The following is a 22,850-nucleotide window of genomic DNA, read 5'->3' on the forward strand; positions in this document are numbered from 1 at the left end:
AACCACGGACGGAGGGTGACTTGAGCGACTTGACGGTGCGGCGGCTGGATCCGTCGCCGGACCAGTTGCGGTACGTTTTCGGTGGTGGCGAACCACTTCTGCGCATCGAGCCCGGCACGGTCGTCGAGCTCACCACGGAGGACTGCTTCGGCGGCCGGGTGCGCGGCGTGGACGACCTGCCGAGCCGCGTGTGCGACTTCCCGCGGCTCAACCCGGTCACCGGCCCGATCCACGTGGCCGGCGCGGAGCCGGGTGACCTGCTGGCCGTGCACTTCGCCGACATCCGGCCCCGGCGCGACTGGGCGGTGTCGACGACGTTCCCGCACTTCGGCGCGTTGACCACCACGCACAGCACGGCGATGCTCCACCCGCCGCTGGACGAGGTCGTGTGGATGTACGACGTCGACGTCGAACGCGGGGTGGTCCGCTATCGGGCCCGCCGCAGCGAGTTCGAGGTCGATCTGCCGCTCGACCCGATGCACGGCACGGTCGGCGTCGCGCCGGCCGCGGGCGAGGTCGTCATGTCGATCACCCCGGCCGCCCACGGCGGCAACATGGACACGCCGGAGCTGCGCGCCGGCACCACGATCTACCTCCCCGTCAACGTCGAGGGCGCGATGCTCGCGATCGGCGACGGGCACTGCCGCCAGGGCGAAGGCGAGGTCTGCGGCACCGCTGTCGAGGCCGCGATGGAAACGGTGATCGTCGTCGACGTCGTCAAGGACGCCCAACTCGCCTGGCCGCGGCTGGAAAGCGACGAGTTCGTCATGTCGACCGGCTCGGTGCGCCCGCTGGAGGACGCGTACCGGATCAGCCAGCACGACCTGGTCGGCTGGACGGCCGAGCTGCTGGGTCTCGACCCGCTCGACGCGCTGCAGCTGGTCAGCCAGGCCGGGCTCGCGCCGGTCGGCAACGTCGTGGACACCAACTACACGATGGTCGCCAAGCTCCCGTCGTCGATCCTCGGCGCCGCGCGGCCGTACGACGGCCTGCACTCCAGGCTCCGGGAAACCGCCCGCTCCTATCTGGCCGAACGCTGAGGAGGACGTCGTGACCGTCACCGCCGAAGACCTGGACGTCGCGCTCGTCGCGGTGGACGTCGCGCTCCAACCCGTCACGTTGCGTGACTGGTCCTCCGTTCCCGGCACCGGCGAGCTCACCGCGTGGCAGACCGCGGAGCACCTGGGCGACTGCCTGCTGTCCTATGCCGCTCAGCTCGCGACTCGACAGGTTGACGGTTATGTCCGGTTCGAAGCGTTCGCGGACAAGGAAGCCACCTCAGCCCAAGTGCTTGAGTTCGCCAGGGCCGGGGGCGGCATTCTCGCGGCGACGGTCCGCGGCGCGCCCGCGGACGCCCGGGCCTATCACCCGAGCGGCATCGCCGACCCCGAAGGTTTCGCCGCCATGGGCTGTGTCGAGGCCCTCGTCCACGGTGAAGACATCGCGCGCGGCCTCGGCGTCGCCCTCGATCCGCCGCGTGACGTGTGCGCTCGCGTGCTCGCGCGGATGTTTCCGCAGGTCAACGAGGACGTCGACGCTTGGACAGCGCTGCTTTGGGCCACCGACCGGGTCCAGCTCCCCGGCCGTGGAAGGCAGACGGGCTGGCGTTGGCGGGGGTCGCCGCTCGGCGGGGATTAGGCAAAGCCGCCCGATGGCGGGAGACTTCGAGGATGACTCCCGAACTGGTTGAGGAAGAACGAGTAGCCCATGCCCTGCGTTCGGTGCGGAAGACCTCGTTCCGGGTGAGCCGGAGCCCCGCCGGAGTCGGGCTGACCCTGGTGATGGGCGCGAGCGCGGCCGGGCGGCGAAACGCGGCCGCGATGATCGTCGAACTGCTCAAGGCGGACGGCCTCACCGTCGCCGCGACGGACCCCGTCGGCGCGCTCGCGATGAGCCGCGACGCCGTCACCGTCACCGGATCGGCGGTTACTGCGGGACCATGAACGACAGGATCGTCGACTGCAGCAGCGAGATGATCCCGACGACCCCGGTCAGCGCCAGGGACCACAGGAAAGTCTGACGCAGCAACGAGCCTTCCTTACCGCTCTGCCCGATCGCGGTCGCGCCGATCGACAGGTTCTGCGGTGAGATCATCTTCCCCATCACTCCGCCGGACGTGTTCGTGGCGCCGGCCAGGATCGGGCTGATGTGCAGCTGCTGCGCCGAGATGACCTGCATCGGCCCGAACAGGCTGTTCGTCGACGCGTCCGAGCCGGTGAGGAACACACCGAGCCAGCCGATGTAGGCCGAGAACAGCGGGAACACCGCGCCGGTGGTGGCCAGTGCGAGGCCGAGGGTCTGCGTGGCGCCGGAGTAGTTCATCACGAACGCGATCGCCAGGATCATGAAGATGGTGAACGCGGCCCAGCGCATCTGGTACATCGTCTTGCGGTAGGTCGCCAGCAGCTTCCCCGGCGTCGCGCCCATCACCAGACCGGCGATGATCGCCGCGATCAGCGCGATGGTGCCCGGCGAGAACAGGAAGTCGAACGTGAAACTCGCCGCGTACGGCGTGTTCTTCGCGGTGATCGGCGCGTGCTGGATGACCTCCTTGTTCAGCCCCGGCCACGCGAAGATCCAGTCGGCCTTGTGCAGCAGCTTGCTCAGGTCGAGCCAGGTCGGCAGGTGCGTGAAGATGCTGCCGATCCGCGAGGCGAAGATCGCGATGATCAGGATGACGTACGGCGTCCAGGCGTATAGCGCGCCGTGGGCCGGTTTCGCCGCCGCGCCAACGCTTTCGGGCACCTTGGGGGCCGTCGGCTCCTCGCCGTCGAACCGCCACACCGTCTTCGGCTGCCAGAACCGGGTCAGCACCCACAGTGCGGCCATGCCGGTCAGCGCCGCCATGACGTCGACCAGGCTCGGGCTGATGTAGTTGGACGCGACGAACTGCATCGCGGCGAACGCCAGCCCGGCGGTCAGCACCGCGGGCCACACCTCGACCATGCGCTTCCAGCCGGCGAGCACGACGATCAGGAACGCCGGGATGATCAGCGCCAGTATCGGGACCTGGCGGCCGACCATCGCGGTGAACAGGTCGGTCGCGTGGTCCGGTTTGAGCCCGACGATCGGCGCGGTGATCCGGCCGAGCACGATCAGGGGGTTGCCGAGGCCACCGAACGCCACCGGCGCGGTGTTCGCCAGCAACGCCAGCACCACGGCCTTGACCGGCGGAAACCCGAGCGCGGCCATCATCGCCGCGGTGATCGCGATCGGGGAGCCGCCGCCCGCGACGCCTTCGAGCAGCGCGCCGAAGCCGAACGCGATCAGCAGCGCCTGCAGGCGGCGGTCCTCGCTGAACCCGGCGAGCACGGTCTTGATGTTGTCGAACCGGCCGGTCGCCACGGTCATGTTGTGGAAGTACACGGCGTTGAACGCGATCCAGGCGACCGACCACACGCCGAACACCACGCCCATGGCCGCGGAGTCGAACGCCAGCCCGACCGGCATGCGGTACAGGAACAGCGCCACCGCGAGCGCCGTGACCAGCGCGAGCCCGGCCGACAGGTGTGCCGACCGTTTCAGTACCCCGAGGCTGACCAGCAGCACGATGATCGGCAGGGCGGCTAGCAGCGCGGAGAGCCACAAGCCACCCGCCGGCTGGTAGTCCTGGATCCAGCCCACGGTCAACCCCTTTGTCTTCGTGGATGGTGTCTTCGTGGATGGTGCGAGTGTTTCGGCCGGGCGATGTAAGCGCTTACGCGGTCTTCTGGAAAGACGCGGGCACGTACCCGAGCCGCAGTGACAACGCCGCGGCACCGGCGGCGACCCGCGAGCCGAGGTCCTCGAGCCGCACCAGGACCCGACTGGCCGGGCCGGCGATGCTGATCGCGCCGACCGGATCGCCGGAATGGTCCCGGACGACCGCGGCAACGCAGCCGACGTCGGGTTCGTTCTCGATGTCGTCGATCGCCCAGCCGCGCTCGCTGGTCGCGGTCAGCTCGTCGAGCAGGCGTTCGTGATCGACGATGGTGTTGCTGGTGAGGGGGTCCAGCCGCATCCGGCGGACGCGTTCCGCACGGTCGTGCTCGGGCAGCGCGGCGAGCCAGGCCTTGCCGAGCGACGTCGCGTGCTGCGGGCGGCGGGTGCCGAGCCGGCAGGCCAGCGTCACCGCGCTGGGGCCGCCGCTCTGCTTGGTCGCGACGTAGACCATGGCGTCGTTGTCGGGGACGGCGAGATACGTCGTTTCGCCGGACTCGTCCGCGAGCGTGCTGAGATAGCGCGGCGCGCAGCGGTGCAGATCGGTCGCGGACATCGCGCGGACGCCCAGCTCGACGAGCCGCGTGCCGAGGCGGATGCGCCCGGTGACGTGGTCGGCTTCGAGGTAGTCGAGGTTCTTGAGGGTGCCGACGATGCGGTACGCGGCGCTCCTCGAGAGCCCGAGCTGGCGGGCTATGGCGTTCGTGGAGATTTCCTGGCAGCGTCCTACATGTTCGAGCACGGCGAGGCCGCGTTCAAGGGTGCCGCTCTGGCTGAGCCCGACTTCGGTGTTGTTCACGGCCTGCCGTCCTTTCCCGTCGGAGACATACATCAGCAGATGTACGTCAGGAGACATACATCAGACCTATGTCCCGCTGAGTGGTATGGGTGCCCATCCAGCGGTGTGGTGACGTTAACAGCTCCGACCTTTGATAGGGAAGGTCTTAATTCAAGTTCAAAAAGAACTCACGTTTGGTGATCACCGCGCGCCCTTGAATCTACGATCGTGTAGAACTACTACAGCCCTGTAGTAGTGGAGGAAGTCATGGAGCGGATCGTGATCGTGTCGGCGCGGGTCGGCGCGGGGCACGACGGCGCGGCCGAAGAACTCGCGCGCAGGTACACCGCCCGCGGCCGGCAGGTCGACCGCTACGACTTCCTCGATCTGCTGCCCGGCCGCCTCGGTCAGCTCCTTTGCGACAGCTACCACCGGCAACTGCAAGTCGCGCCGCGTAGCTGGGACTGGTTACTCGGCGCGCTCGGCTCACCGCCGCTGTCCACTGCGGCCCGACGGTTCGCCACGCTGGCCGGCCGTGAGCTGCGCAAGGTGCTTACCCAGGACGTCTCGCTGGTTGTGTCGACATATCCACTTGCGACGCACGCGCTCGCGCAGCTCAAGCGACGCGGCAGCCTCGAAGCGCCATTCGCTGTCTACCTGACCGACCCGGCCGTGCACCGGCTTTGCGTGTCCCGGCACGCGGACCTGCACATCGCGCCCAACGAAATTGCGCGGGAGCAGGCCCAACGGCTCGGCGCGCTGTGGACGATCGTCTCGGATCCCGTTGTCGCCCCGGGTTTCCGTCCGGTCACCGGCGACCTTGAGCGGGCTGACCTGCGGCGGAAGTTCGGCCTGCCGGCCGAGGGACGGCTGGCGCTGGTGCTGTGCGGATCCTGGGGCATCGGTGAGGTCGAACGGATCGCCGTCGACATCGCCGCGTCCGGCCCCGTCGAGCCGGTGGTCGTCTGCGGCCGGAACGACGCCTTGCGTGCCAAGCTCGCCGACGCCGGAGTCGGGCACGTTTTCGGCTGGGTCAAAGAGATGCCGGAACTGATGCGGGCCTGCGACCTCGTCGTGCAGAACGCCGGCGGGCTGACCACGTACGAGGCGTTGGGCAGTGGACTCCCGGTGCTCACGTACCGGAGTCTGCCGGGCCACGGCCGCGCGAACGCCGAGGTGCTCGACGCGGCGGGGGTGGTGCCGTGGGTCCGGGACCAAGCCGACCTGCCCGAGGCGCTGAACTGGGCGATCACGGTGACCCGCAAAGAAATCCCCGAGAAGATCCCTGAGAAGATCTCCGAGGAAGTCCCCGAACGGATCGCGGGATGAAGCGTGCGCTCGCCGGGCTGGCCGCGCTCGGCTTGGCCCACGCCGCGCCCGCGGCCGCGTTCGTTCCGGCCCTGCGGCCCGGCGGGCTGGCCGGGCAGGGCGAACCGGGGCACGTGGCCCTCACCTTCGACGACGGTCCGCATCCGCGGTCGACCCCGCATTTCCTGCGGCTGCTGGCCGAACACCACGTGCGCGCGACGTTTTTCGTGCTGGGCTCGGAACTCGCGCGGACACCGGGGCTCGGTGCGGACATCGTCGGTGCGGGGCACGAGATCGCGTTGCACGGCTGGGACCACCGCTGCCTGCTGCGGCGAGGTCCTCGTGCCACCTACGACGACCTCGCCAGGGGCGTAGACCTCATCGAACGAACAACCAGCGTCACTCCGCGCTGGGTCAGAGCGCCTTACGGGGTGTTCAGCGCAGCGTCGCTGGTCGCCGCGCGTCGGCTCAGCCTGACTCCGGTGCTCTGGACGTGCTGGGGCTTCGACTGGACTAGTCGCGCGACTCCGCGCACGGTATTCGACACCGTCAACCGCCGCCTGCGCGGTGGCGGCACGATCCTGCTACACGACTCTGATGTCGCGGCGAGCGTCGGCTCATGGAAGTCGACGCTGGGGGCACTTCCATTGCTGCTGGAGGAATGCCGCTCGCGCGGGCTGAGCGTCGGCCCGCTGTCCGAGCATGGCATGCGCTGACGGGCAGACCTCGAGCGAGATTTGCAGGTCAGTCGCCGATTCGACGACGACCTGCATGGACCAGCCGCTGACGACGAGCACGACAGCCGCGCCGGCCCCGGCCATGGACAGCCAGCGGGAGCGCCTCGCGGAAGGGGCGCTGAGCAGTGCAGACACCCGTTGAGGTACCGGACCACCGGCGCCGGCGAGTGCGAACGACGTCGTCTCCTGCGAAGCTAGCGCCGCCTTGGCCACCGCCGATGCCACTACTTTCCGGCTGCCGACCCGCTCGGCTGCGACCTCGTCGGCCCAGCGTTCCAGCGCGAACACCGTGGCCGGTCGCAGCGGCCTGATCAGCGGGTTCAGCAGGCCCGCCAACGCGATGGCGCCGAGGAAGAGGTGATGGCGGCACCGCAGATGGGCGCGTTCGTGGGCCAGGAGTGCGCACCGTTCGTCCGGGTTCAGCAGGGCGAGCATGCCGCTGGAAATCGCGATCCGCCCGCCACGCCCCGGAATCGCCACGGCCAGCGGTTCCAACCCTGGCAGCACGACAATTCCAGGCTCACGGCTGTGGCTGTCGAGTTCGCTGTGCAGCCCGCGTGACCAGCGTCGATAACGCAACACTGTCCGGACCAACGAGCCGCCGATCCAGGCGAGCGCGATCCCGCAGCTGACGCCGGCCGGCCATGCGGCGACACCGTTGATCGGCGGAATCGCGAACAAGCTGGCGAAAGTGAGCAGTAGCAACGACGCCGTGCTGCCGACAGCGAGTGTCACGCCGGTGACGCCCAGCAGCCAGCTGGCGAACCTCGGGGGCAGCTTCGGCGCCGCGAACCGGCTGACCGGCCACGCCGCCAACGGGAGCAGCAGCGGCAGGAAAGTGTCGGGGTCCACCGGGTTCAGCCGATGGTTTCGTTGTCGTGCAAGAGCTGCCGCAACAACTTTTCGTCCGCTTCGGACAGATGCGAGACGAAACTCGCGAGCACGCCGACGCGGTCAGGCTCGTTGTCGAGCACCTTGCGCATCCGCCGCGCGGCCAGCCCGGCTTCGTCGTCCACCGGTGAGTACAGGAACGAGCGGCCCTGTTTGTCGCGCACGGCGACGCCCTTTTCGTGCAGGCGGGAAAGGATGGTGACGACCGTGGTGTAAGCCAGGTCACCGTCGAGGCTGTCCTTGACTTCGGCGGCGCCGACCGGTTTTCCCGCGCGCCACAAGGCCGCCAGCACCTCGGCCTCCAGCTCGCCGGGAGCCCGCCGCGCGTGCCCGCCTACCTGCCTCACCACGCGCTCAATCTACACGTGTGTAGTGGGTCACCAAAGGCCCCGAGGGCCACGCACCTGGCCGACGTGCGCTCTCAGTGTCCTCACAGCGGCAGTGGCGCACGGTGGGCCCCAGTTGCGGGAGAACTCCGTTCCCGCCCGGGAGAAAGGTGTGGCGCACCGGTGACCACAGGCAGCCCTGTCCGTCCTGACCGAGCGAGCCTGCCCGGCTTTCGGGCCCCCGGTTCGAAACTTCCCTTCCGTACCAGGGCTTCCGTCGCCGCGGGAAACCTGACGGCCTGGCTGTCGCGCAACGCCGGCCTCGGCAGCGGCGGGATGATCGGCGGCCGCGTGACGCTCAAGCTCGACCCCCGCGCCCTTCGCCGTCTCGCCCGCGATCGCACGGTTGTCCTCGTGACCGGTACGAACGGCAAGACGACGACGTCGCTCATGCTCAGCCGTGCGCTCGAAGCGCTGGCGCAGGTCGCGTCCAACACCGACGGCGCGAACATGCCCGACGGCGTGCTCGCGGCGCTGACCGCGAGCCCCGAGGCGCCGTACGCCGTGCTCGAAGTCGACGAAACCTACGTGCCGTGGGTCGCTCAGCAGATCCAACCGGCGGCCGTGGTGCTGCTCAACCTCAGCCGCGACCAGCTCGACCGCGTCGGTGAAGTCCGCGGCACCGAGCGTGACCTGCGTGCGGCGATCGAGGCGCTGCCGAACTCCGTCGTCGTCGCCAACTGCGACGACGTGCTCGTGACGTCTGCCGCGATGGGCGCCGCGCACCCGGTCTGGGTCAGCACCGGACAGCTCTGGCGTGAGGACTCGGTGTCCTGCCCCCGCTGCGGCCAAGCCGTGGAGCATGTCCTCGAGTACTGGAGTTGCGCATGCGGCCTGGCCAGGCCGGTGCCTTCCTGGTCGCTCACCGGTGACCTGTTGTCGACGCCTCACGGCAGTGTGATCGATCTCGACCTGCGCCTGCCCGGTGACGCGAACCGCGCGAACGCCGCGCTCGCGCTGGCTGTGGCGGACAGTGTCGGCGTGCCACCGCACCTCGCGATCGCCCGGCTCCGGACCATTTCCGACATCGGCGGGCGGTACCGCACGATCCAGCGGCCCCGGCATTCGGTGCACCTGATGCTCGCCAAGAACCCGGCCGGCTGGGCGGAAACGCTGCCGGTGCTGGCCGACGACGCGCCGGTCGTGGTCGCGGTGAACGGCAGGGAAGCCGACGGCCGCGACCTGTCCTGGCTGTGGGACGTCCCGTTCGAGCGCCTGCGCGGACGGCACGTCGTCGCCGCGGGTGAGCGTTCGGCGGACCTCGCCGTGCGGCTGCGGTACGCCGACGTCCCGCACCAGTGGGTCCCCGACCCGGTGCGGGCCATCGACGCGCTCCGTGCCGGGTCGGTGGAGCTGGTCGCGAACTACACGGCGTTCAGAGAGCTCGTGGGCAGGTTTGACAGTGGCCGGTGAGTCGACCGCCCGGATCGGCCTCCTGCTGCCCGAAGTGCTTGGTACGTATGGTGATTCCGGTAACGCCACGGTGTTGGCCAAGCGGCTCGAGTGGCGGGGCTTCGAGGCGGAGGTGGTGGAGGTCCGTCTCGGTGAGCCCGTGCCGTCCACATTGGACATCTACCTGCTCGGCGGTGGCGAGGACGACGCGCAAGCCCTGGCCGCCGACCATCTCCGCAAGTACCCGGGTGTCCGGCGCGCGGTCGCGAACGGCGCGGTCGTGCTCGGTGTCTGCGCCGGCCTGCAGCTGCTGGGCACCCGGTTCCGCGGGACCGACAACGTCGTCCACGAAGGACTGGGGCTGCTCGACGTCCGCACCGAACCGGGCGAGAAACGCGCTGTCGCCGAACTGGTCGCGACAGCGCTCCCGCCGCTGGATTCCGAGCCGTTGACCGGCTTCGAAAACCACCTCGGCCAGAGCCGGCTCGGCCCGTCGAGCGAGCCGCTCGGCAAGGTGGTCCGCGGCACCGGGAACGGTGACGGCACCGAGGGCGCGGTCACCGGCAACGTGCTCGCGACGTACCTGCACGGCCCGGTGCTCGCGCGCAACCCGGCACTCGCCGACCTCCTGCTCGGCCGCATGCTCGGTTACCCGCTTCCGCCACTGGAGCTGGTCGAGGTCGCTCAGCTACGACACGAACGGCTTACCGCCGCGAGTGGCCGCCGGGCGCGCTGAGCTGTGCACCCCACCTAGGCTGCAGGAATGAGAGGCGAACGAGTGGTGCCCGGGCTGCTGGCGAGGACCGGCGTCCGGATGCGGACCACGGCCGTCGCGATCGTGGCGCTGGCGCTCGCGCTGGCCACGGCCGGGATCATCGTCGTGGTGCTGCTGGAGCAGTCGCTCGACACGACGATCACCGACAGCGCGCGCAGCACCGGTCGCCAGGTCGCGATCCAGATCGCCAGGGAAGGCGCGCGGGACTTGAGCGCGAGCGAGGTCGCCAGCACCGGGGACACCGAGGCCGTCACGCAGGTGCTCGACCGCAACGGCGCCGCCATCGCCAGCGATCCCGCGATCGCGGGCCGTCCCGCGGTGACTTCGGCCCGTCCGGGACCCGGCCGCGAGATGGTCGAGACCTTGAGCCTCGGGTTGAACAACGACGACTACGAGTACCGGGTCGTCTCCCGTGGCGTGTCCGGGCCGGGCGGGCTGTTCACGGTGATCTCCGCGCGTTCGCTGGAGCCGGTCACCGAGGCGTCGACGCGGCTCACTGTACTGCTGACCACGATTTCCGCGCCCCTGCTGGCGATTTCCGGGCTTGCCGTCTACCGCGCGGTCGGTTCGGCGCTGCGGCCGGTCGAACGGATGCGCCGTACGGTCGCGGAAATCTCCACCCGCGACCTCACCGCGCGGGTCGGCCTGCCGCCCGGACGCGACGAGGTCCATCGGCTCGCGACCACGCTCAACGGCATGCTCGGGCGGCTCGCTTCGGCGCAAGCCGCGCAACGCCGGTTCGTCGCCGACGCGAGCCATGAACTGCGGTCGCCGTTGTCCACCATCAGTACCGCGCTCGACGTCGCGACCCAGCATCCGGAGACGATCAGCCACGAGGAGCTCATTCCCGTGGTGACGCGGGAAACCGCGCGGTTGCGGGAGCTGGTCGACGACCTGCTGGTGCTGGCCAGGACCGACGACACGACGGACCGGCCGTCCTCGACCGAAGTGGACCTGGACGACATCGTGCGCGCGGAGGCCGAGCGCGTGCGTGCCGGGTCGCCGATCGAGATCGAAGTTCGCGCGGGCCCGGCGAAGGTCCGCGGCAGCGAGGCGCAGCTGCGGCGCGCGGTGCGCAACCTCGTCGACAACGCTCGTGACCACGCGCAGGGGCGGATCCGGGTGGCGAGCACGGTGTCCGGCGAGTTCGCGCGGATCGAGGTCAGCGACGACGGCCCCGGGGTGCCTGCCGGAGACCGGGAGCGCGTGTTCGAACGGTTCGTGCGGCTCGACGCGTCCAGGCAGCGGCAGCACGGCGGAACCGGGCTGGGGCTGGCGATCGTCGCCGGGATCGCGGCCAGGCACGGTGGTAGCGCCCGGTATGCCGACGTCGGCGACGAGCGTTATCCCGGCGCGCACTTCGTCATCGAGCTGCCCGCGATCGAGCTGCCGCTCGGCGAACCGGAGGACTGAACCATGCGGTTGCTGATCGTCGAAGACGAGCGCGAGTTCGCCGAGACCCTGCGGAAAGGCCTGCTGGCCGAGGGTTTCACCGTCAACATGGCCCACACCGGGCCGGACGGGCTGTGGGCCGCCACCGAGCACGACTACGACGTCATCGTGCTGGACATCATGCTGCCGGGGTTCTCCGGGTACGAGCTGCTCAAGCGGCTGCGCGCGGCGCAGAAGTGGACGCCGGTGCTGATGCTGACAGCCAAGGACGGCGAGTACGACGAGGCCGACGCCTTCGATCTCGGCGCCGACGATTACCTCAGCAAGCCGTTTTCGTTCGTGGTGCTCATCGCCAGGCTCCGCGCGTTGCTCCGGCGCGGCGCGCCTGCCCGGCCGACCGTGCTCAGCTCGGGTGACCTGCGGCTCGACCCGGCCGCCCGGACCGTCTACAGGGGACAGAAGCGGATCGACCTGACCGCGCGGGAGTTCGGGCTGCTGGAGTTCCTGTTGCGGCGGGCGGGTTCGGCGCTGAGCAAGAACGAGATCCTCACGCACGTCTGGGACGCCCACTACGACGGCGACGAAAACGTCGTGGAGGTCTACGTCGGCTATCTGCGTCGGAAGATCGACACGCCGTTCGGTACGCACACCATCGAGACCGTGCGCGGGGTCGGTTACCGGCTTTCGGTGTCCTGACGGCTTTCGGTGTCCGGGTGCACGGCTGTCACGGGCGGTCCGTCACCGACGCGGCGGAACCCCCAGACGAGCACGGCGACCAGCGCACACCCCAGCGCGAGCACCGCCACCACCGAACCCGTCGTCATGACGCCAAGTTAAGGCCACCGCACTGTGAGGAGCCTGAGTCCCCGCTGTGAACGCCCTCAACCGCAACTCGCCGTCGAGTTGCGGTAGGTGACGTTCGCAACCATCGCAACTCGACGGCGAGTTGCGATGGTTGGTGTGTCCAACGATCGCAACTCGACGGCGAGTTGCGGGGCGCTAATGCGCCCAAGGGGTCAGAGCTTCCAGAGGCGGAGGCCGCGGACGCGGTAGACGGGCCACAGCACGTGCCACGGCGTGCGCCGCAGGAACCGGTCCGAGCAGGTCAGGACGTTGCGCGCGGACGTCGTCTGGACGAGTTCGCGATCCGGCCACACCGCCCCGGGCGGCCCGATCGCCAGCCGGAACACCGTGAGCAGACCTCGCCCCTGGAGGTCGTACTGCGCGCCGGTGTCGCCGGAATCGGGCACGAGCCCGGCGATCTCGGTGCGGAAGACGTTCGCCAGCACCGTCCCCGCCAGCTCCGACCCGCTCTCGCGCGGGATGTCGCTGACGGTCGCCAGCACGGCCTTCCCATACAGCCGCTTCGCGTAGCGCGCCAACAGGAACCGCTCCCACTTCGGCAGCAGGCGCTGATGGTCGAGCAGCTGCGAACACTCGTAGTGCGCGAGCGCGAAGATGTCGGCCACGTTGTCGTACGGGCTACCTTCGAGTGGCTCGTTCAGATGGAGACGGACTTCGTACCGTGCTCGCGCTATCAGCTCGTCGAGGTGCTCGCGGTGATCGAGCCTGGCCTTCGCGCGGGACTGCAACCAATCGGACATCTGTCTCCCAACCGTCGCGGACAGGTTAGGTGAGTTCGGCCATCCGTGTGCGGGGATCAGCCGATTTTTTCGCCGTACATCTCGCCGAGCTGGTCCGAGATGAGTTCGATACGGGCGCCGTCGGGGTCGGGCAGGTAGATCGAGTTCTCGCTCTCCACCTGGTACTTGACGCCGGCCGCGTCGAGGCGGGCGCGCTGTTCCGCCCACCGCTGGGGGGTGACCGACAGCGCGAGGTGGTGCAGGCCGCCGAGCACTTCGGCGTAGGGACCGAGGTCCAGCCCCGGCAGGTCGAAGAAGGCGACCGCGTTGCCGTTGCCTACGTCGAAGAAGAAGTGCGTCGACCCGGGGTAGTCCCGGTTCTCGAACATCTCCGTGAGCGGGAAGCCCAGCAGGTCCTGATAGAACTCGATGGTCTTCTCGACGTCGCTGGAGATCAACGCCGTGTGGTGGATCCCCCGGCCGGCGGTCTCCGGGCGCTCCGACGCCGGGTGCAGGTGGCGTTCGGCCAACCGCGCGCGGGTCTCGGTCAGTTCGGCGACGGTGCTTGCGGCGAGGGTCATGATCGTCCACTTCCTCTAGCTCGGCTGGTAAGAGCAAAGCTACGCCGGTATTGTCTCGCGCGCAAGAGGTTTTCTGGCGAGAGGTTTTAGGGCCGCGTCCCTACCTCGGCCCGGTCGGCAGTCCGCACGATGCCGTCGATCAGCCGCGGCCACACCTCGCGAGGCATGTCGTGACCCATGCCAGGCACCAGGTCGAACTCGGCGCCGGGGATCGCACGCGCCGTCGCCCGCCCGCCCGACGGGTGCACCAGCGGATCGCGCGAACCATGGACGACCAGCGCCGGAACGCGCAGCCGCCGCAGCAGCGGACCCCGGTCGCGCGAAGACATGATCGCCGCGAGTTGCCGGGCCGTGCCACCGGGGTTGAGCCCGCGGTCGAACGTCCGCGCGGCCCGGTTGCGCATCCGGGGCTCGTCGAACGGAAACCCCGGCGACCCGATGACCCGGAACGTCCGGACCATCAGGTCGAGGTAGGCGTCCCGGCTGTCCGGCCGTCGCGACAGCAGCATCGACGCCGCCCGCAGACTCGGCCGCCCGACGAACCGGGCGCCAGTGGTCGACATGATCGACGTCAGCGACCGCACCCGCGACGGATGGCGCACGGCGAGGGTCTGCGCGATCATCCCGCCCATCGACGCCCCGACGACGTGCGCCGCGGGAATGTTCAGCACGTCGAGCAGCCCCACCGCGTCGTCGGCCATGTCGGTCAACGCGTACGGCGCGGACCTCAGGACGTACGCGCCGGGCAGCGAACCGCGGCCGCGCATCTTGGTCGACCGCCCGCAGTCGCGGTTGTCGAAGCGGACGACGAAGAACCCGCGTTCGACGAGCTGCTCGCAGAACTCGTCGTCCCACCAGATCATCGGCCCGCCGAGCCCCATCACGAGCAGCAGCGGACGCGCCGAGGGCTCACCAAACGTCTCGTAACAGAGGTCGATGCCGTTGACCCTGGTCATGACTTCGGTCAAGGGCTACTCCTTCGAAAGTGACTCAGTAGCCCGATCCGTGGCGAGCTTGGTGAGTTCGTCGAGCGCCTCGTGGAGGTAGTCGATGATGTTCCAGACGTCCGGGATCAACTCGCGGCAGGCGACCAGGCCGAAATCCAGCTGACCGTTGTAGGACATCACAGTGATGTTCAGGCCGCCACTCGCGTCGGTGATCGCCGACACCGGGTAGTTCGCCAGCAGCCGCGCCCCACCCTGGTACAGCGGGAACTGCGCGCCGGGCACGTTGGAGACGACCAGGTTGACCACCGGGGCCGTCGCGCCGAGGTACCGCATCAGCGCCCGCGCGGACAGCCCGCCGAGCGCGGCAGGCAGCATTCCGCTGAAGTCCACCAGCCACGACGCCGGCAGCGGCTGGTATCGCTTCTTCGCCGACACCATCGACGTCGTCATCGCGGCGAGCCGCTCGGCGGGGTCGGCGATGTTCGTCGGCAGCGGCGCGAGCATCGCCGAGATCTGGTTCCCGGCGGACCCGGCCTGCTCCGGCGTCCGGACCGACAACGGGACGAGCGTGACCAGCGGGTCCGCCGGCAGTGCGTCGTGGTCGATCAGCCAGCGCCGCATGGCGCTCGCGCACAACGCCATGACGACGTCGTTGACAGTCACGCCGAACGCCGTCTTGAGCGCCTTGACGTCCGCGAGCGGCAACGAGCCGTAGGCGAACCGGCGGTGCTGGCTGATCGGGCCGTTGAACGGCGTGTGCGGCGCGACCATCTTCGGGCGTTCGGCCTCGTGCCGGCCGGGGCCCTGCCGGGTGAGCCGGCTCAGGGCGTCGCCGGCCTTGGCGAGCAGGTCGATCCCCGGTACGCGCTCGATGCCCGGGATGTCGTCGACGTGCGGGAGCAGGCGAGGCACCTTGAGCAGGCTTTTCACCGGCTGCAGCAGGATCCTGCGCACGCCGTCGGCCAGCAGCTCGAACTGGCTCGGCGGCCGCTTGGCGATCCACCGCTCCGGCTTCTCGATCTTGCGCGGCTCGGGGCTCGTGTCCATCAGTGCGCCCAGGATCTCGGCGCCCGAAACACCGTCGATCGCCGAGTGGTGGACCTTGGTGTAGATCCCGACGTTGCCGCCCTGCAGACCGTGGATCAGGTACGACTCCCACAGCGGACGCCGTCGGTCGAGCGGCCGCGAGGTCAGCCGGGCGACCTGCTCCGCGAGCTGACGCTCGTCGCCAGGGGCAGGAAGCGCAATCTCGCGGACGTGGTACTCGATGTCGAACTCGGTGTCGTCCATCCAGTATGGGTGGTCGATGCCGAGTGGGACGTGGAGTAGCCGCCATCGGAACGGTTTCACCAGGTGAAGCCGCTCCAAGATGAGCTCGCGGAAGCTTTCCACGGTGAGTTCGCCGCCGGGTGCGGTGGACGGGTCGAGGATCGACAACCCGCCAACGTGCCCGGTGGTGGTGGTCGATTCGGCGTTCAGGAACTGCACGTCCAATGCGGTCAACTGGCGCATGGGGCCTCCTCTGCGGCGCTCACAAAGTCTGCCGACCCCCCGTGCGACCGTCCATCCGCCGCACGGGGGGACTCGTGAGCGTTCCGGCCGCCTAGAACCAGCCTAGAACCGGCCGGAACACTCACGAGTCGTCGGTCATCGCGGCCAGTTCGGCGTCGGCCTGCACGCTGGTGACGCGCTTGCGGACCAGGAACCAGCCGCCGACGAGGATCGCGACGATGATCGGGATGCACAGCAGCGTCACGCGGCCGGCGGGCTTGTCGAACCACATGAGCACGGCGACGGTGGCGAGGAAGACCAGCGTCACGATCTGCGTGACGGGCGACCACGGCAGCTGGTAGCTCGGCCGGCTCACTTCGCCGGTCTTCGCCTTATGGACGAAACGCAGGTGGCAGACGATGATCATGGCCCAGGTCGAGATGATCGCGACCGCGGAGAAGTTGAGCACGATCTCGAAGGCCGACGCGGGGACCAGGAAGTTCAGCCCGACCCCGAGTACGCAGATCCCGCCGGTGAGCATGATGCCGCCGAAGGGCACCTGGTTCTTGTTCATCACGCCGACGAACTTGGGCGCGGACCCCGACTTCGACATCGACCGCAGGATGCGCCCGGTCGCGTAAAGGCCGGAGTTGAGGCTGGACAGCGCCGCGGTGAGCACGACCAGGTTCATCACGTCGCCGGCGGCGGGAATACCGATGTTCGACAGCACGGTGACGAACGGGCTTTCGCCCTGCTTGTACGCGCTCGACGGCAGCAGCATCGACAGGAGCACGACCGACCCGACGTAGAACACGCCGATCCGCCACATGATGGAGTTGATGGCCCGGGGCATCACCTTCGCGGGCTCGGCCGTCTCACCGGCCGCGACGCCGACCAGTTCCAGTGCCGCGTAAGCGAAAACGATGCCCTGGGTGACCATGATCAGCGGGACCAGGCCGTTGGGCAGGATGCCGCCGTGCTGCGCGATCAGCTGCGGGCCGGGGGTGTTGCCGCCGACGTGGTGCTGGGTGACGAGCAGGAAGATCGCGATCACCATGAACAGCACCAGCGTCGCGACCTTGACGATGGAGAACCAGAACTCCATTTCGCCGAAGATCTTGACCGAGATCAGGTTCAGCGTGAGCACCACGGCCAGTGCGATCAGCGCGAGTACCCATTGCGGAATCGAGGTGAAGAAACTCCAATAATGGGCATACAGCGCGATTGCGGTGATGTCGGCGATGCCGGTGGTGGCCCAGTTGAGGAAATACATCCAGCCCGCGACAAACGCCCCTTTTTCGCCAAGGAATTCGCGGGCATAGGAGACGAACGCGCCCGAGGACGGCCGGTACAGCACGAGTTCACCCAGCGCGCGGACGACGAAGAACGCGAACAACCCGCAGACCCCGTAGACGATGGCCAGTGCGGGGCCGGCCTGGTGCAGCCGTCCGCCGGCGCCGAGGAACAGGCCGGTACCGATGGCACCGCCGATGGCGATCATGCTGATGTGCCTGGGCTTGAGTGCCTTGCTGTAGCCGGCATCCCCGGCGTCTACGTGAGTCCGTTTTCCCAGCACCTTGGTGGGCAGCATGCCTTGATCGGTCACGGTTCCGCTCTCTCTTCAGGGTTCACTTGAAGGTGCAGAGAGTGGCCTCGATCATCTGGTCAGGTCAACGTTATGCATACGGAATATGTACATTTGGGCAGGGATTGACGTCAGCGCAGGCAATACTTGATCTGCATTTAAGGCGATTGTTGGGACGGATTTAAGGTAACGCTATTTCGGCGCCGTGTCACTGCTTAGGGCTCGTGAGTGTTCCGGTAAGCCCGGGTGCGGGTGTCCCGCAGGGCACAGCTGGCGGTCGGAACACTCACGAGTCCGTCAGCCGCCGAGCAGGGTGCGGACGCGGTCGGCGCCGACGGCCAGCAGCAGTGTCGGGAGGCGCGGGCCGGTGTCCTTACCGACGAGCAGCTGGTAGAGCAGCGCGAAGAACGTGCGCTGCGCGACCTTGAGCTCCGGCGTCGGCTTGACGTCGGCGGGCAGCCCGAGTTGTGTCTTCGGCACGCCGTAGACCAACGTCGTGAGCCCGTCGAGCGACCAGTGCGAGCCGAGGCCTTCGAGCAGCAGCCGCAGCGACTCGCGCTCGGTGTCGCCGAGCGAGCCCAGCAGCTCGGTGTCCGGCTCCTCGCGGACGCGGGTGCGCTGGTCGGCGGGCACCTGGGTGGTGATCCACCGCTGCGCGCGGTCGAGCCGGGGCCTGGTCACGTCGAGCGAGGTGACCGGGTTCTCCGGGTCGAGCTCGTGCAGGATGCGCAGGGTCTGCTCGTCATCGCCGGTGGTGATATCCACAATGGACGCGAGTGTGCGGTACGGCAGCGGACGCGGGGTGCTCGGCAGCGGGCCGGCCGCGGTGCCGATCGCGCGGCTGTGCGCGGCGATGTCGCCCGGCTGGGCGTCCGAGCCGGCAACCTTGCGCTCCAGCGCGTCCCACTCGTCGTAGAGCCGCTGGATCTCCTGGTCGAACGCGATCTTGAAGGACTGGTTCGGCTTGCGGCGCGCGTACAGCCAGCGCAGCAGCGCCGGTTCCATGATCTCCAGCGCGTCGGACGGGGTCGGGACGCCGCCCTTGGAGCTGCTCATCTTCGCCATGCCGCTGATGCCGACGAACGCGTACATCGGGCCGATCGGCCGCTCGCCGCCGAACACCTCGCCGACGATCTGGCCGCCGACGACGAAGGACGAACCGGGGGACGAATGGTCCACACCGGACGGTTCGAAGGTGACGCCTTCGAAGGCCCAGCGCATCGGCCAGTCGACCTTCCAGACCAGCTTGCCGCGGTTGAACTCGGACAGGAACACCGTTTCGGTGTGTCCGCAGGAACCGCAGACGTACGTCAGCTCGGTGGTCTCGTCGTTGTACGCGGTGACCGTCGTCAGGTCGCGCTCGCAGTTGCCGCAGTACGGCTTGTACGGGAAGTAGCTGCCGCCGGACGCGCCGTCGTCCTCGGTCGCCGCGCCGGAACCCTCGGCGGCGGCCTCTTCGGCTTCATCCTTGGGCTTCTTCGACGGCGCCTTGCCCTTGGTCCGGAAGCGGCCCAGGATCGTGTCGATCCTGGCGCGCTCGCGCATCGCCAGCAGGATCTGCTCGCGGTACGCGCCCTTGGTGTACATCTCGGTCTGGCTGATGGGCGTGTACTCGACGCCCAGCTCGGCCAGCGCGGCGATCATCGGCGCCTTGAAGTGCTCGGCCCAGCTCGCGTAGGTACTGCCGGCGGGGGCCGGGACCGAGGTCAGCGGCTTGCCGATGTGCTCGGCCCACGACGGGTCGATGCCGGCCGGGACCTTGCGGAACCGGTCGTAGTCGTCCCAGGAGATGAGGTGCACACACTCGTGCCCGCGGCGGCGGATCTCGTCGGCGACCAGGTGCGGGGTCATCACCTCGCGCAGGTTGCCGAGGTGGATCGGGCCGGACGGGCTCAGGCCGGACGCGCAGACGATCGGCTTGCCGGGGGCACGTCGTTCGGCCTCGGCGATGACCTCGTCGGCGAAACGGGAGACCCAGTCGGCCTCGGGACTCTGAACCACGGTGGACATGTCCCCGATTCTCCCCGACCGCTGGTTGTGGCGGTGCGAGGACCCCTCAAGCATCCTGACGGCGACCCTAAAGTTCCACCCTTGTGGCGTTCAACGCGCTGCGAGGGTCGCCAGGTCGTGACCTTGAGGGAACGTCCGATCGGGGGGTAAGTTTCTACATAACATTGACGTGCTCAATTAATGTGTAGACAATCAGGGGGTGACCACTCCTGAAGCGGTGACCTTCGAGCGCGCGCCCGCGTCGTACCGGCACTGGCGGCTCCGGGTCGACGGCGAAATCGCCTGGCTGGAGCTGGACGTCGATGAGCAGGGCGGGCTGCGGCCCGGCTACGAGCTCAAGCTCAACTCCTACGACCTCGGTGTCGACATCGAGTTCTATGACGCTACGCAGCGGCTGCGTTTCTCCCACCCTGAAGTCAAGACAGTAGTCCTGACCAGCGCAAAGGAGAAGGTCTTCTGCGCCGGTGCGAACATTCGCATGCTCGCCGCGTCCTCGCACGCGTGGAAGGTCAACTTCTGCAAGTTCACCAACGAGACGCGCAACGCGGTCGAGGACGCCACCGAGAACTCCGGGCAGACCTACGTCGCCGCGGTGAACGGCAGCTGCGCCGGCGGCGGTTACGAGATCGCGCTGGCCTGCGAAAAGATCCTGCTCATCGACGACAACTCGTCGACGGTCGCGCTGCCCGAAGTGCCGCTGCTCGGGGTCCTGCCGGGCACCGGCGGCCTGACCCGCTTGGTCGACAAGCGCCGGGTGCGCAAGGACCTCGCTGACGTCTTCGCGACCCGGCCGGACGGCGTCAAGGGCAAGACGGCCGTCGAGTGGAAGCTCGTCGACGAACTCGTGCCCCGCGCGGGTTTCGCGGAGTCGGTCGAGCGCCGCGCGCGCGAAATCGCCGAGGGCAGCGATCGCCCGGCCGCCGCGAAGGGCGTCGAGCTGACGCCGCTGCACTGCAAGGTCACCGATGACGGCATGACGTACTCGCACGTCAGCGCCGTTTTCGACCGCGCCGGCGGGATCGTCTCGATCACCGTCAAGGGGCCCGAGGAAGCGCCAGGCAATCTGCACGAACAGGGTGCCGAGAGCTGGCTCCTCGCGCTCACCCGCCAGCTCGACGACCTCATCCTTCGCTTGCGTACCAACGAGACCGAGCTGGGAACCTGGGTGCTGCGCACTGAGGGTGACCCGGTGAAGGTGCTCGCGCATGAGCGGGCGCTGTTCGAGGCGCAGGATTGGCTGGGCAACGAGATCGTCCACTACTTCAAGCGGACGCTCAAACGGCTCGACGTCACCAGCCGCAGCCTGATCGCGCTCATCGAACCCGGAAGCTGCTTTGCGGGACTATTGCTGGAAATCGCCCTGGCCGCCGACCGTCAGTACATTTTGGATGGTCCGCCGATTTATGACGAGGACAGCGAGCAGCGCGCCACGATCACGTTGTCAGCAGCGAACTTCGGCTTCTTCCCGATGGGCAACGGACTGTCCAGACTGGAATCGCGCTTCTACCGCGAAGACGCGCACATCGCTTGGCTGCGCCGCGAATCCGACCGTCCGCTGAGCGCGTCCGAAGCCAACGAGCTCGGCCTGGTCACCGACGCGCCCGACGACCTCGACTGGGAAGACGAGATCCGGATCGTGCTGGAGAGCCGCGCCTCGCTCAGCCCGGACGCGCTGACCGGTATGGAGGCCAACCACCGGTTCGTCGGCCCGGAGACCATGGAGACCAAGATCTTCGGCAGGCTCGCCGCGTGGCAGAACTGGATTTTCGTCCGCCCGAACGCTTCGGGTCCCGAAGGTGCCTTGCGTCGCTATGGCACCGGGCAAAAGGCCGTGTTCGACGACAAGCGGGTGTGACCGATGCCGGAGAAGATCGACTACGACGCCAAGATCCCCAACAACGTGGACCTGGCGGGTGACCGCCGGCTCCAGCGCGCGTTGGAGGGTTGGCAGCCGAAGTTCATGAACTGGTGGGGCGAGATGGGCCCCACCTTGGCGACTCAGGGCGTCTACCTGCGCACCGCCATCAGCGTCGGCCGGGAGGGCTGGGCGCATTTCGACCACGTCAACGTGCCGGACTACCGCTGGGGCATCTTTCTCGCCGAGCGTGACCCGGACCGCACGATCGCCTTCGGCGAGCACCGCGGCGAACCCGTGTGGCAGCAGGTCCCGGGTGAGTACCGGTCCGAGCTGCAACGCCTGATCGTCATCCAGGGCGACACCGAGCCGGCATCGGTCGAGCAGCAGAAGCTCCTCGGCTTGACCGCGCCGAGCCTGTATGACCTGCGCAATCTGTTCCAGGTCAACGTCGAGGAAGGACGCCACCTGTGGGCGATGGTTTACCTCCTGCACGCCTACTTCGGTCGTGAGGGACGGGAAGAGGCCGAGGGCCTGCTGCTGCGCAACTCCGGCAGCCCCGACGCGCCGCGGATCCTCGGCGCGTTCAACGAGGAAACCGCCGACTGGCTCGCCTTCTACATGTTCACCTACTTCACCGACCGGGACGGCAAGTACCAGCTCGGGACGTTGAAGGAGTCCGCGTTCGACCCGTTGTCGCGCACGTGCGAGTTCATGCTCAAAGAAGAAGCGCACCACATGTTCGTCGGCACCACCGGCGTCGACCGCGTGGTGCAGCGCAGTGCCGACCTGATCCGCGAGCACGACACCACCGATATCGCCGCGCACGGCGGGATCCCCCTGGAAATCATCCAGCGCTATATCAACTTCCACTACACCGTGTCCTTGGACCTCTTCGGGAGCGAGACCTCGACCAACGCGGCGAACTACTACACCGCGGGCCTCAAAGGACGGTGGCTCGAGACCCGGCGCAAGGACGACCACAAGCTCACCGACGACGCCGCGCTCCTGGCGAAGCCCCTGGCCGACGGCACCTGGGGGTCCGAAGAACTGCAGGCCATCCTGCTGCTGAACCTGGATCTGCGCGCCGAGTACATCGCGGACTGCCAGACCGGGGTCAAGCGCTGGAACAGGATCCTCGAGGACGCCGGAATCTCGTTCCGGTTCGCCCTGCCGCACCCTGGTTTCAACCGGGAAGTGGGCATAAACTCTGGCCACCACGTGACGCCGGACGGCTCCATCGTCGACGAGCAGACCTGGCAGGCCGCCAAACACCAGTGGTTGCCGACCACGGAGGACCTGTCCTTCGTGCGTTCGTTGATGCGACCCGTCTACGAGCGCGGCAAGATCGCTAGCTGGGTGGCGCCACCGCGCCAGGGAATCAACGGCAAGCCGTTCGACTACGAGTACGTGTACCTCCCTTAGCGAACAGGGGCGCGC

General features: G+C 68.4%; 22 protein-coding genes. 11 read left to right on the plus strand and 11 right to left on the minus strand.

Features of this window, described 5'->3' with window-relative positions; genetic code table 11:
- Positions 1 to 20 precede the first annotated feature (20 nt).
- The 3 genes from JWQ81_RS10715 to JWQ81_RS10725 are packed head-to-tail and all read left to right on the plus strand — an operon-like array spanning position 21 to position 1,943.
- Positions 21 to 1,040: an acetamidase/formamidase family protein gene (locus JWQ81_RS10715; protein ID WP_297540171.1), complete on the plus strand. Its 1,020-nt coding sequence runs from the start codon at positions 21 to 23 to the stop codon at positions 1,038 to 1,040.
- A 10-nt stretch (positions 1,041 to 1,050) separates the two neighbouring features.
- Positions 1,051 to 1,638, plus strand: coding sequence for a hypothetical protein (locus tag JWQ81_RS10720; protein ID WP_297540173.1), 588 nt, complete (start codon positions 1,051 to 1,053; stop codon positions 1,636 to 1,638).
- Between the two features lie 32 nt (positions 1,639 to 1,670).
- A complete protein-coding gene (locus JWQ81_RS10725) occupies positions 1,671 to 1,943 on the plus strand; it encodes a hypothetical protein (protein ID WP_297540175.1) in 273 nt (90 codons plus the stop codon).
- Here JWQ81_RS10725 and JWQ81_RS10730 read toward each other — a convergent pair.
- On the minus strand, positions 1,927 to 3,624 hold the full coding sequence (locus JWQ81_RS10730; RefSeq protein ID WP_297540177.1) for an L-lactate permease: 1,698 nt from the start codon (positions 3,622 to 3,624) through the stop codon (positions 1,927 to 1,929). The genes JWQ81_RS10725 and JWQ81_RS10730 overlap by 17 nt on opposite strands.
- Positions 3,625 to 3,697: 73 nt before the next feature.
- The gene (locus JWQ81_RS10735; protein WP_366942280.1) at positions 3,698 to 4,531 is read right to left on the minus strand and encodes an IclR family transcriptional regulator; all 834 of its coding nucleotides are present in this window, start codon (positions 4,529 to 4,531) and stop codon (positions 3,698 to 3,700) included.
- A 213-nt stretch (positions 4,532 to 4,744) separates the two neighbouring features.
- On the opposite strand from JWQ81_RS10735, the gene JWQ81_RS10740 reads away from it, so the two are divergent.
- Together JWQ81_RS10740 and JWQ81_RS10745 are read left to right on the plus strand one after the other, a co-directional pair.
- The gene (locus JWQ81_RS10740; RefSeq protein WP_297540182.1) at positions 4,745 to 5,806 is read left to right on the plus strand and encodes a glycosyltransferase; all 1,062 of its coding nucleotides are present in this window, start codon (positions 4,745 to 4,747) and stop codon (positions 5,804 to 5,806) included.
- Complete coding sequence (locus JWQ81_RS10745) at positions 5,803 to 6,501, plus strand: polysaccharide deacetylase family protein (RefSeq protein ID WP_297540184.1); 699 nt, start codon at positions 5,803 to 5,805, stop codon at positions 6,499 to 6,501. The genes JWQ81_RS10740 and JWQ81_RS10745 overlap by 4 nt, the downstream gene beginning before the upstream one ends.
- On the opposite strand, the gene JWQ81_RS10750 is transcribed toward JWQ81_RS10745, so the two are convergent.
- Both JWQ81_RS10750 and JWQ81_RS10755 read right to left on the minus strand, forming a co-directional pair.
- A complete protein-coding gene (locus tag JWQ81_RS10750) occupies positions 6,403 to 7,374 on the minus strand; it encodes a M56 family metallopeptidase (protein ID WP_297540186.1) in 972 nt (323 codons plus the stop codon). The genes JWQ81_RS10745 and JWQ81_RS10750 overlap by 99 nt on opposite strands.
- Before the next feature lie 5 nt (positions 7,375 to 7,379).
- Complete coding sequence (locus JWQ81_RS10755; protein ID WP_297540188.1) at positions 7,380 to 7,763, minus strand: BlaI/MecI/CopY family transcriptional regulator; 384 nt, start codon at positions 7,761 to 7,763, stop codon at positions 7,380 to 7,382.
- Positions 7,764 to 7,922: 159 nt separating this feature from the next.
- On the opposite strand from JWQ81_RS10755, the gene JWQ81_RS10760 reads away from it, so the two are divergent.
- The 4 genes from JWQ81_RS10760 to JWQ81_RS10775 are packed head-to-tail and all read left to right on the plus strand — an operon-like array spanning position 7,923 to position 12,054.
- Entirely contained in the window at positions 7,923 to 9,212 is a 1,290-nt protein-coding gene (locus tag JWQ81_RS10760) for a MurT ligase domain-containing protein (protein WP_297540190.1), read from the plus strand.
- Complete coding sequence (locus JWQ81_RS10765) at positions 9,202 to 9,927, plus strand: glutamine amidotransferase (RefSeq protein ID WP_297540192.1); 726 nt, start codon at positions 9,202 to 9,204, stop codon at positions 9,925 to 9,927. Before JWQ81_RS10760 ends, JWQ81_RS10765 begins: the two co-directional genes overlap by 11 nt.
- Before the next feature lie 27 nt (positions 9,928 to 9,954).
- Positions 9,955 to 11,379: an ATP-binding protein gene (locus tag JWQ81_RS10770; RefSeq protein ID WP_297540194.1), complete on the plus strand. Its 1,425-nt coding sequence runs from the start codon at positions 9,955 to 9,957 to the stop codon at positions 11,377 to 11,379.
- A 3-nt stretch (positions 11,380 to 11,382) separates the two neighbouring features.
- On the plus strand, positions 11,383 to 12,054 hold the full coding sequence (locus JWQ81_RS10775) for a response regulator transcription factor (protein ID WP_297540196.1): 672 nt from the start codon (positions 11,383 to 11,385) through the stop codon (positions 12,052 to 12,054).
- Here the strand turns inward: JWQ81_RS10775 and JWQ81_RS10780 are convergent.
- The 7 genes from JWQ81_RS10780 to lysS form a co-directional block, all read right to left on the minus strand.
- The gene (locus tag JWQ81_RS10780; RefSeq protein WP_297540197.1) at positions 12,033 to 12,182 is read right to left on the minus strand and encodes a hypothetical protein; all 150 of its coding nucleotides are present in this window, start codon (positions 12,180 to 12,182) and stop codon (positions 12,033 to 12,035) included. The genes JWQ81_RS10775 and JWQ81_RS10780 overlap by 22 nt on opposite strands.
- Before the next feature lie 192 nt (positions 12,183 to 12,374).
- The gene (locus JWQ81_RS10785) at positions 12,375 to 12,962 is read right to left on the minus strand and encodes a hypothetical protein (protein ID WP_297540198.1); all 588 of its coding nucleotides are present in this window, start codon (positions 12,960 to 12,962) and stop codon (positions 12,375 to 12,377) included.
- Positions 12,963 to 13,018: 56 nt separating this feature from the next.
- Positions 13,019 to 13,522: a VOC family protein gene (locus tag JWQ81_RS10790; RefSeq protein WP_297540200.1), complete on the minus strand. Its 504-nt coding sequence runs from the start codon at positions 13,520 to 13,522 to the stop codon at positions 13,019 to 13,021.
- Positions 13,523 to 13,608: 86 nt separating this feature from the next.
- Complete coding sequence (locus JWQ81_RS10795; RefSeq protein WP_297540201.1) at positions 13,609 to 14,490, minus strand: alpha/beta hydrolase; 882 nt, start codon at positions 14,488 to 14,490, stop codon at positions 13,609 to 13,611.
- Positions 14,491 to 14,493: 3 nt separating this feature from the next.
- Entirely contained in the window at positions 14,494 to 15,981 is a 1,488-nt protein-coding gene (locus tag JWQ81_RS10800) for a wax ester/triacylglycerol synthase family O-acyltransferase (RefSeq protein ID WP_297540203.1), read from the minus strand.
- A 121-nt stretch (positions 15,982 to 16,102) separates the two neighbouring features.
- Positions 16,103 to 17,461: an amino acid permease gene (locus JWQ81_RS10805; protein ID WP_297540275.1), complete on the minus strand. Its 1,359-nt coding sequence runs from the start codon at positions 17,459 to 17,461 to the stop codon at positions 16,103 to 16,105.
- Between the two features lie 381 nt (positions 17,462 to 17,842).
- On the minus strand, positions 17,843 to 19,555 hold the full coding sequence (gene lysS / locus JWQ81_RS10810; RefSeq protein WP_297540205.1) for a lysine--tRNA ligase: 1,713 nt from the start codon (positions 19,553 to 19,555) through the stop codon (positions 17,843 to 17,845).
- Positions 19,556 to 19,754: 199 nt separating this feature from the next.
- Between lysS and boxC the strand changes: the two genes are divergently transcribed.
- Positions 19,755 to 21,410, plus strand: a complete 1,656-nt coding sequence (boxC, locus tag JWQ81_RS10815; RefSeq protein WP_297540206.1) for a 2,3-epoxybenzoyl-CoA dihydrolase — start codon at positions 19,755 to 19,757, stop codon at positions 21,408 to 21,410.
- A gap of 3 nt (positions 21,411 to 21,413) precedes the next feature.
- Entirely contained in the window at positions 21,414 to 22,835 is a 1,422-nt protein-coding gene (gene boxB, locus JWQ81_RS10820) for a benzoyl-CoA 2,3-epoxidase subunit BoxB (RefSeq protein ID WP_297540208.1), read from the plus strand.
- Positions 22,836 to 22,850 lie beyond the last annotated feature (15 nt).

The organism is Amycolatopsis sp. (assembly GCF_025464955.1).
Lineage (GTDB): Bacteria > Actinomycetota > Actinomycetes > Mycobacteriales > Pseudonocardiaceae > Amycolatopsis.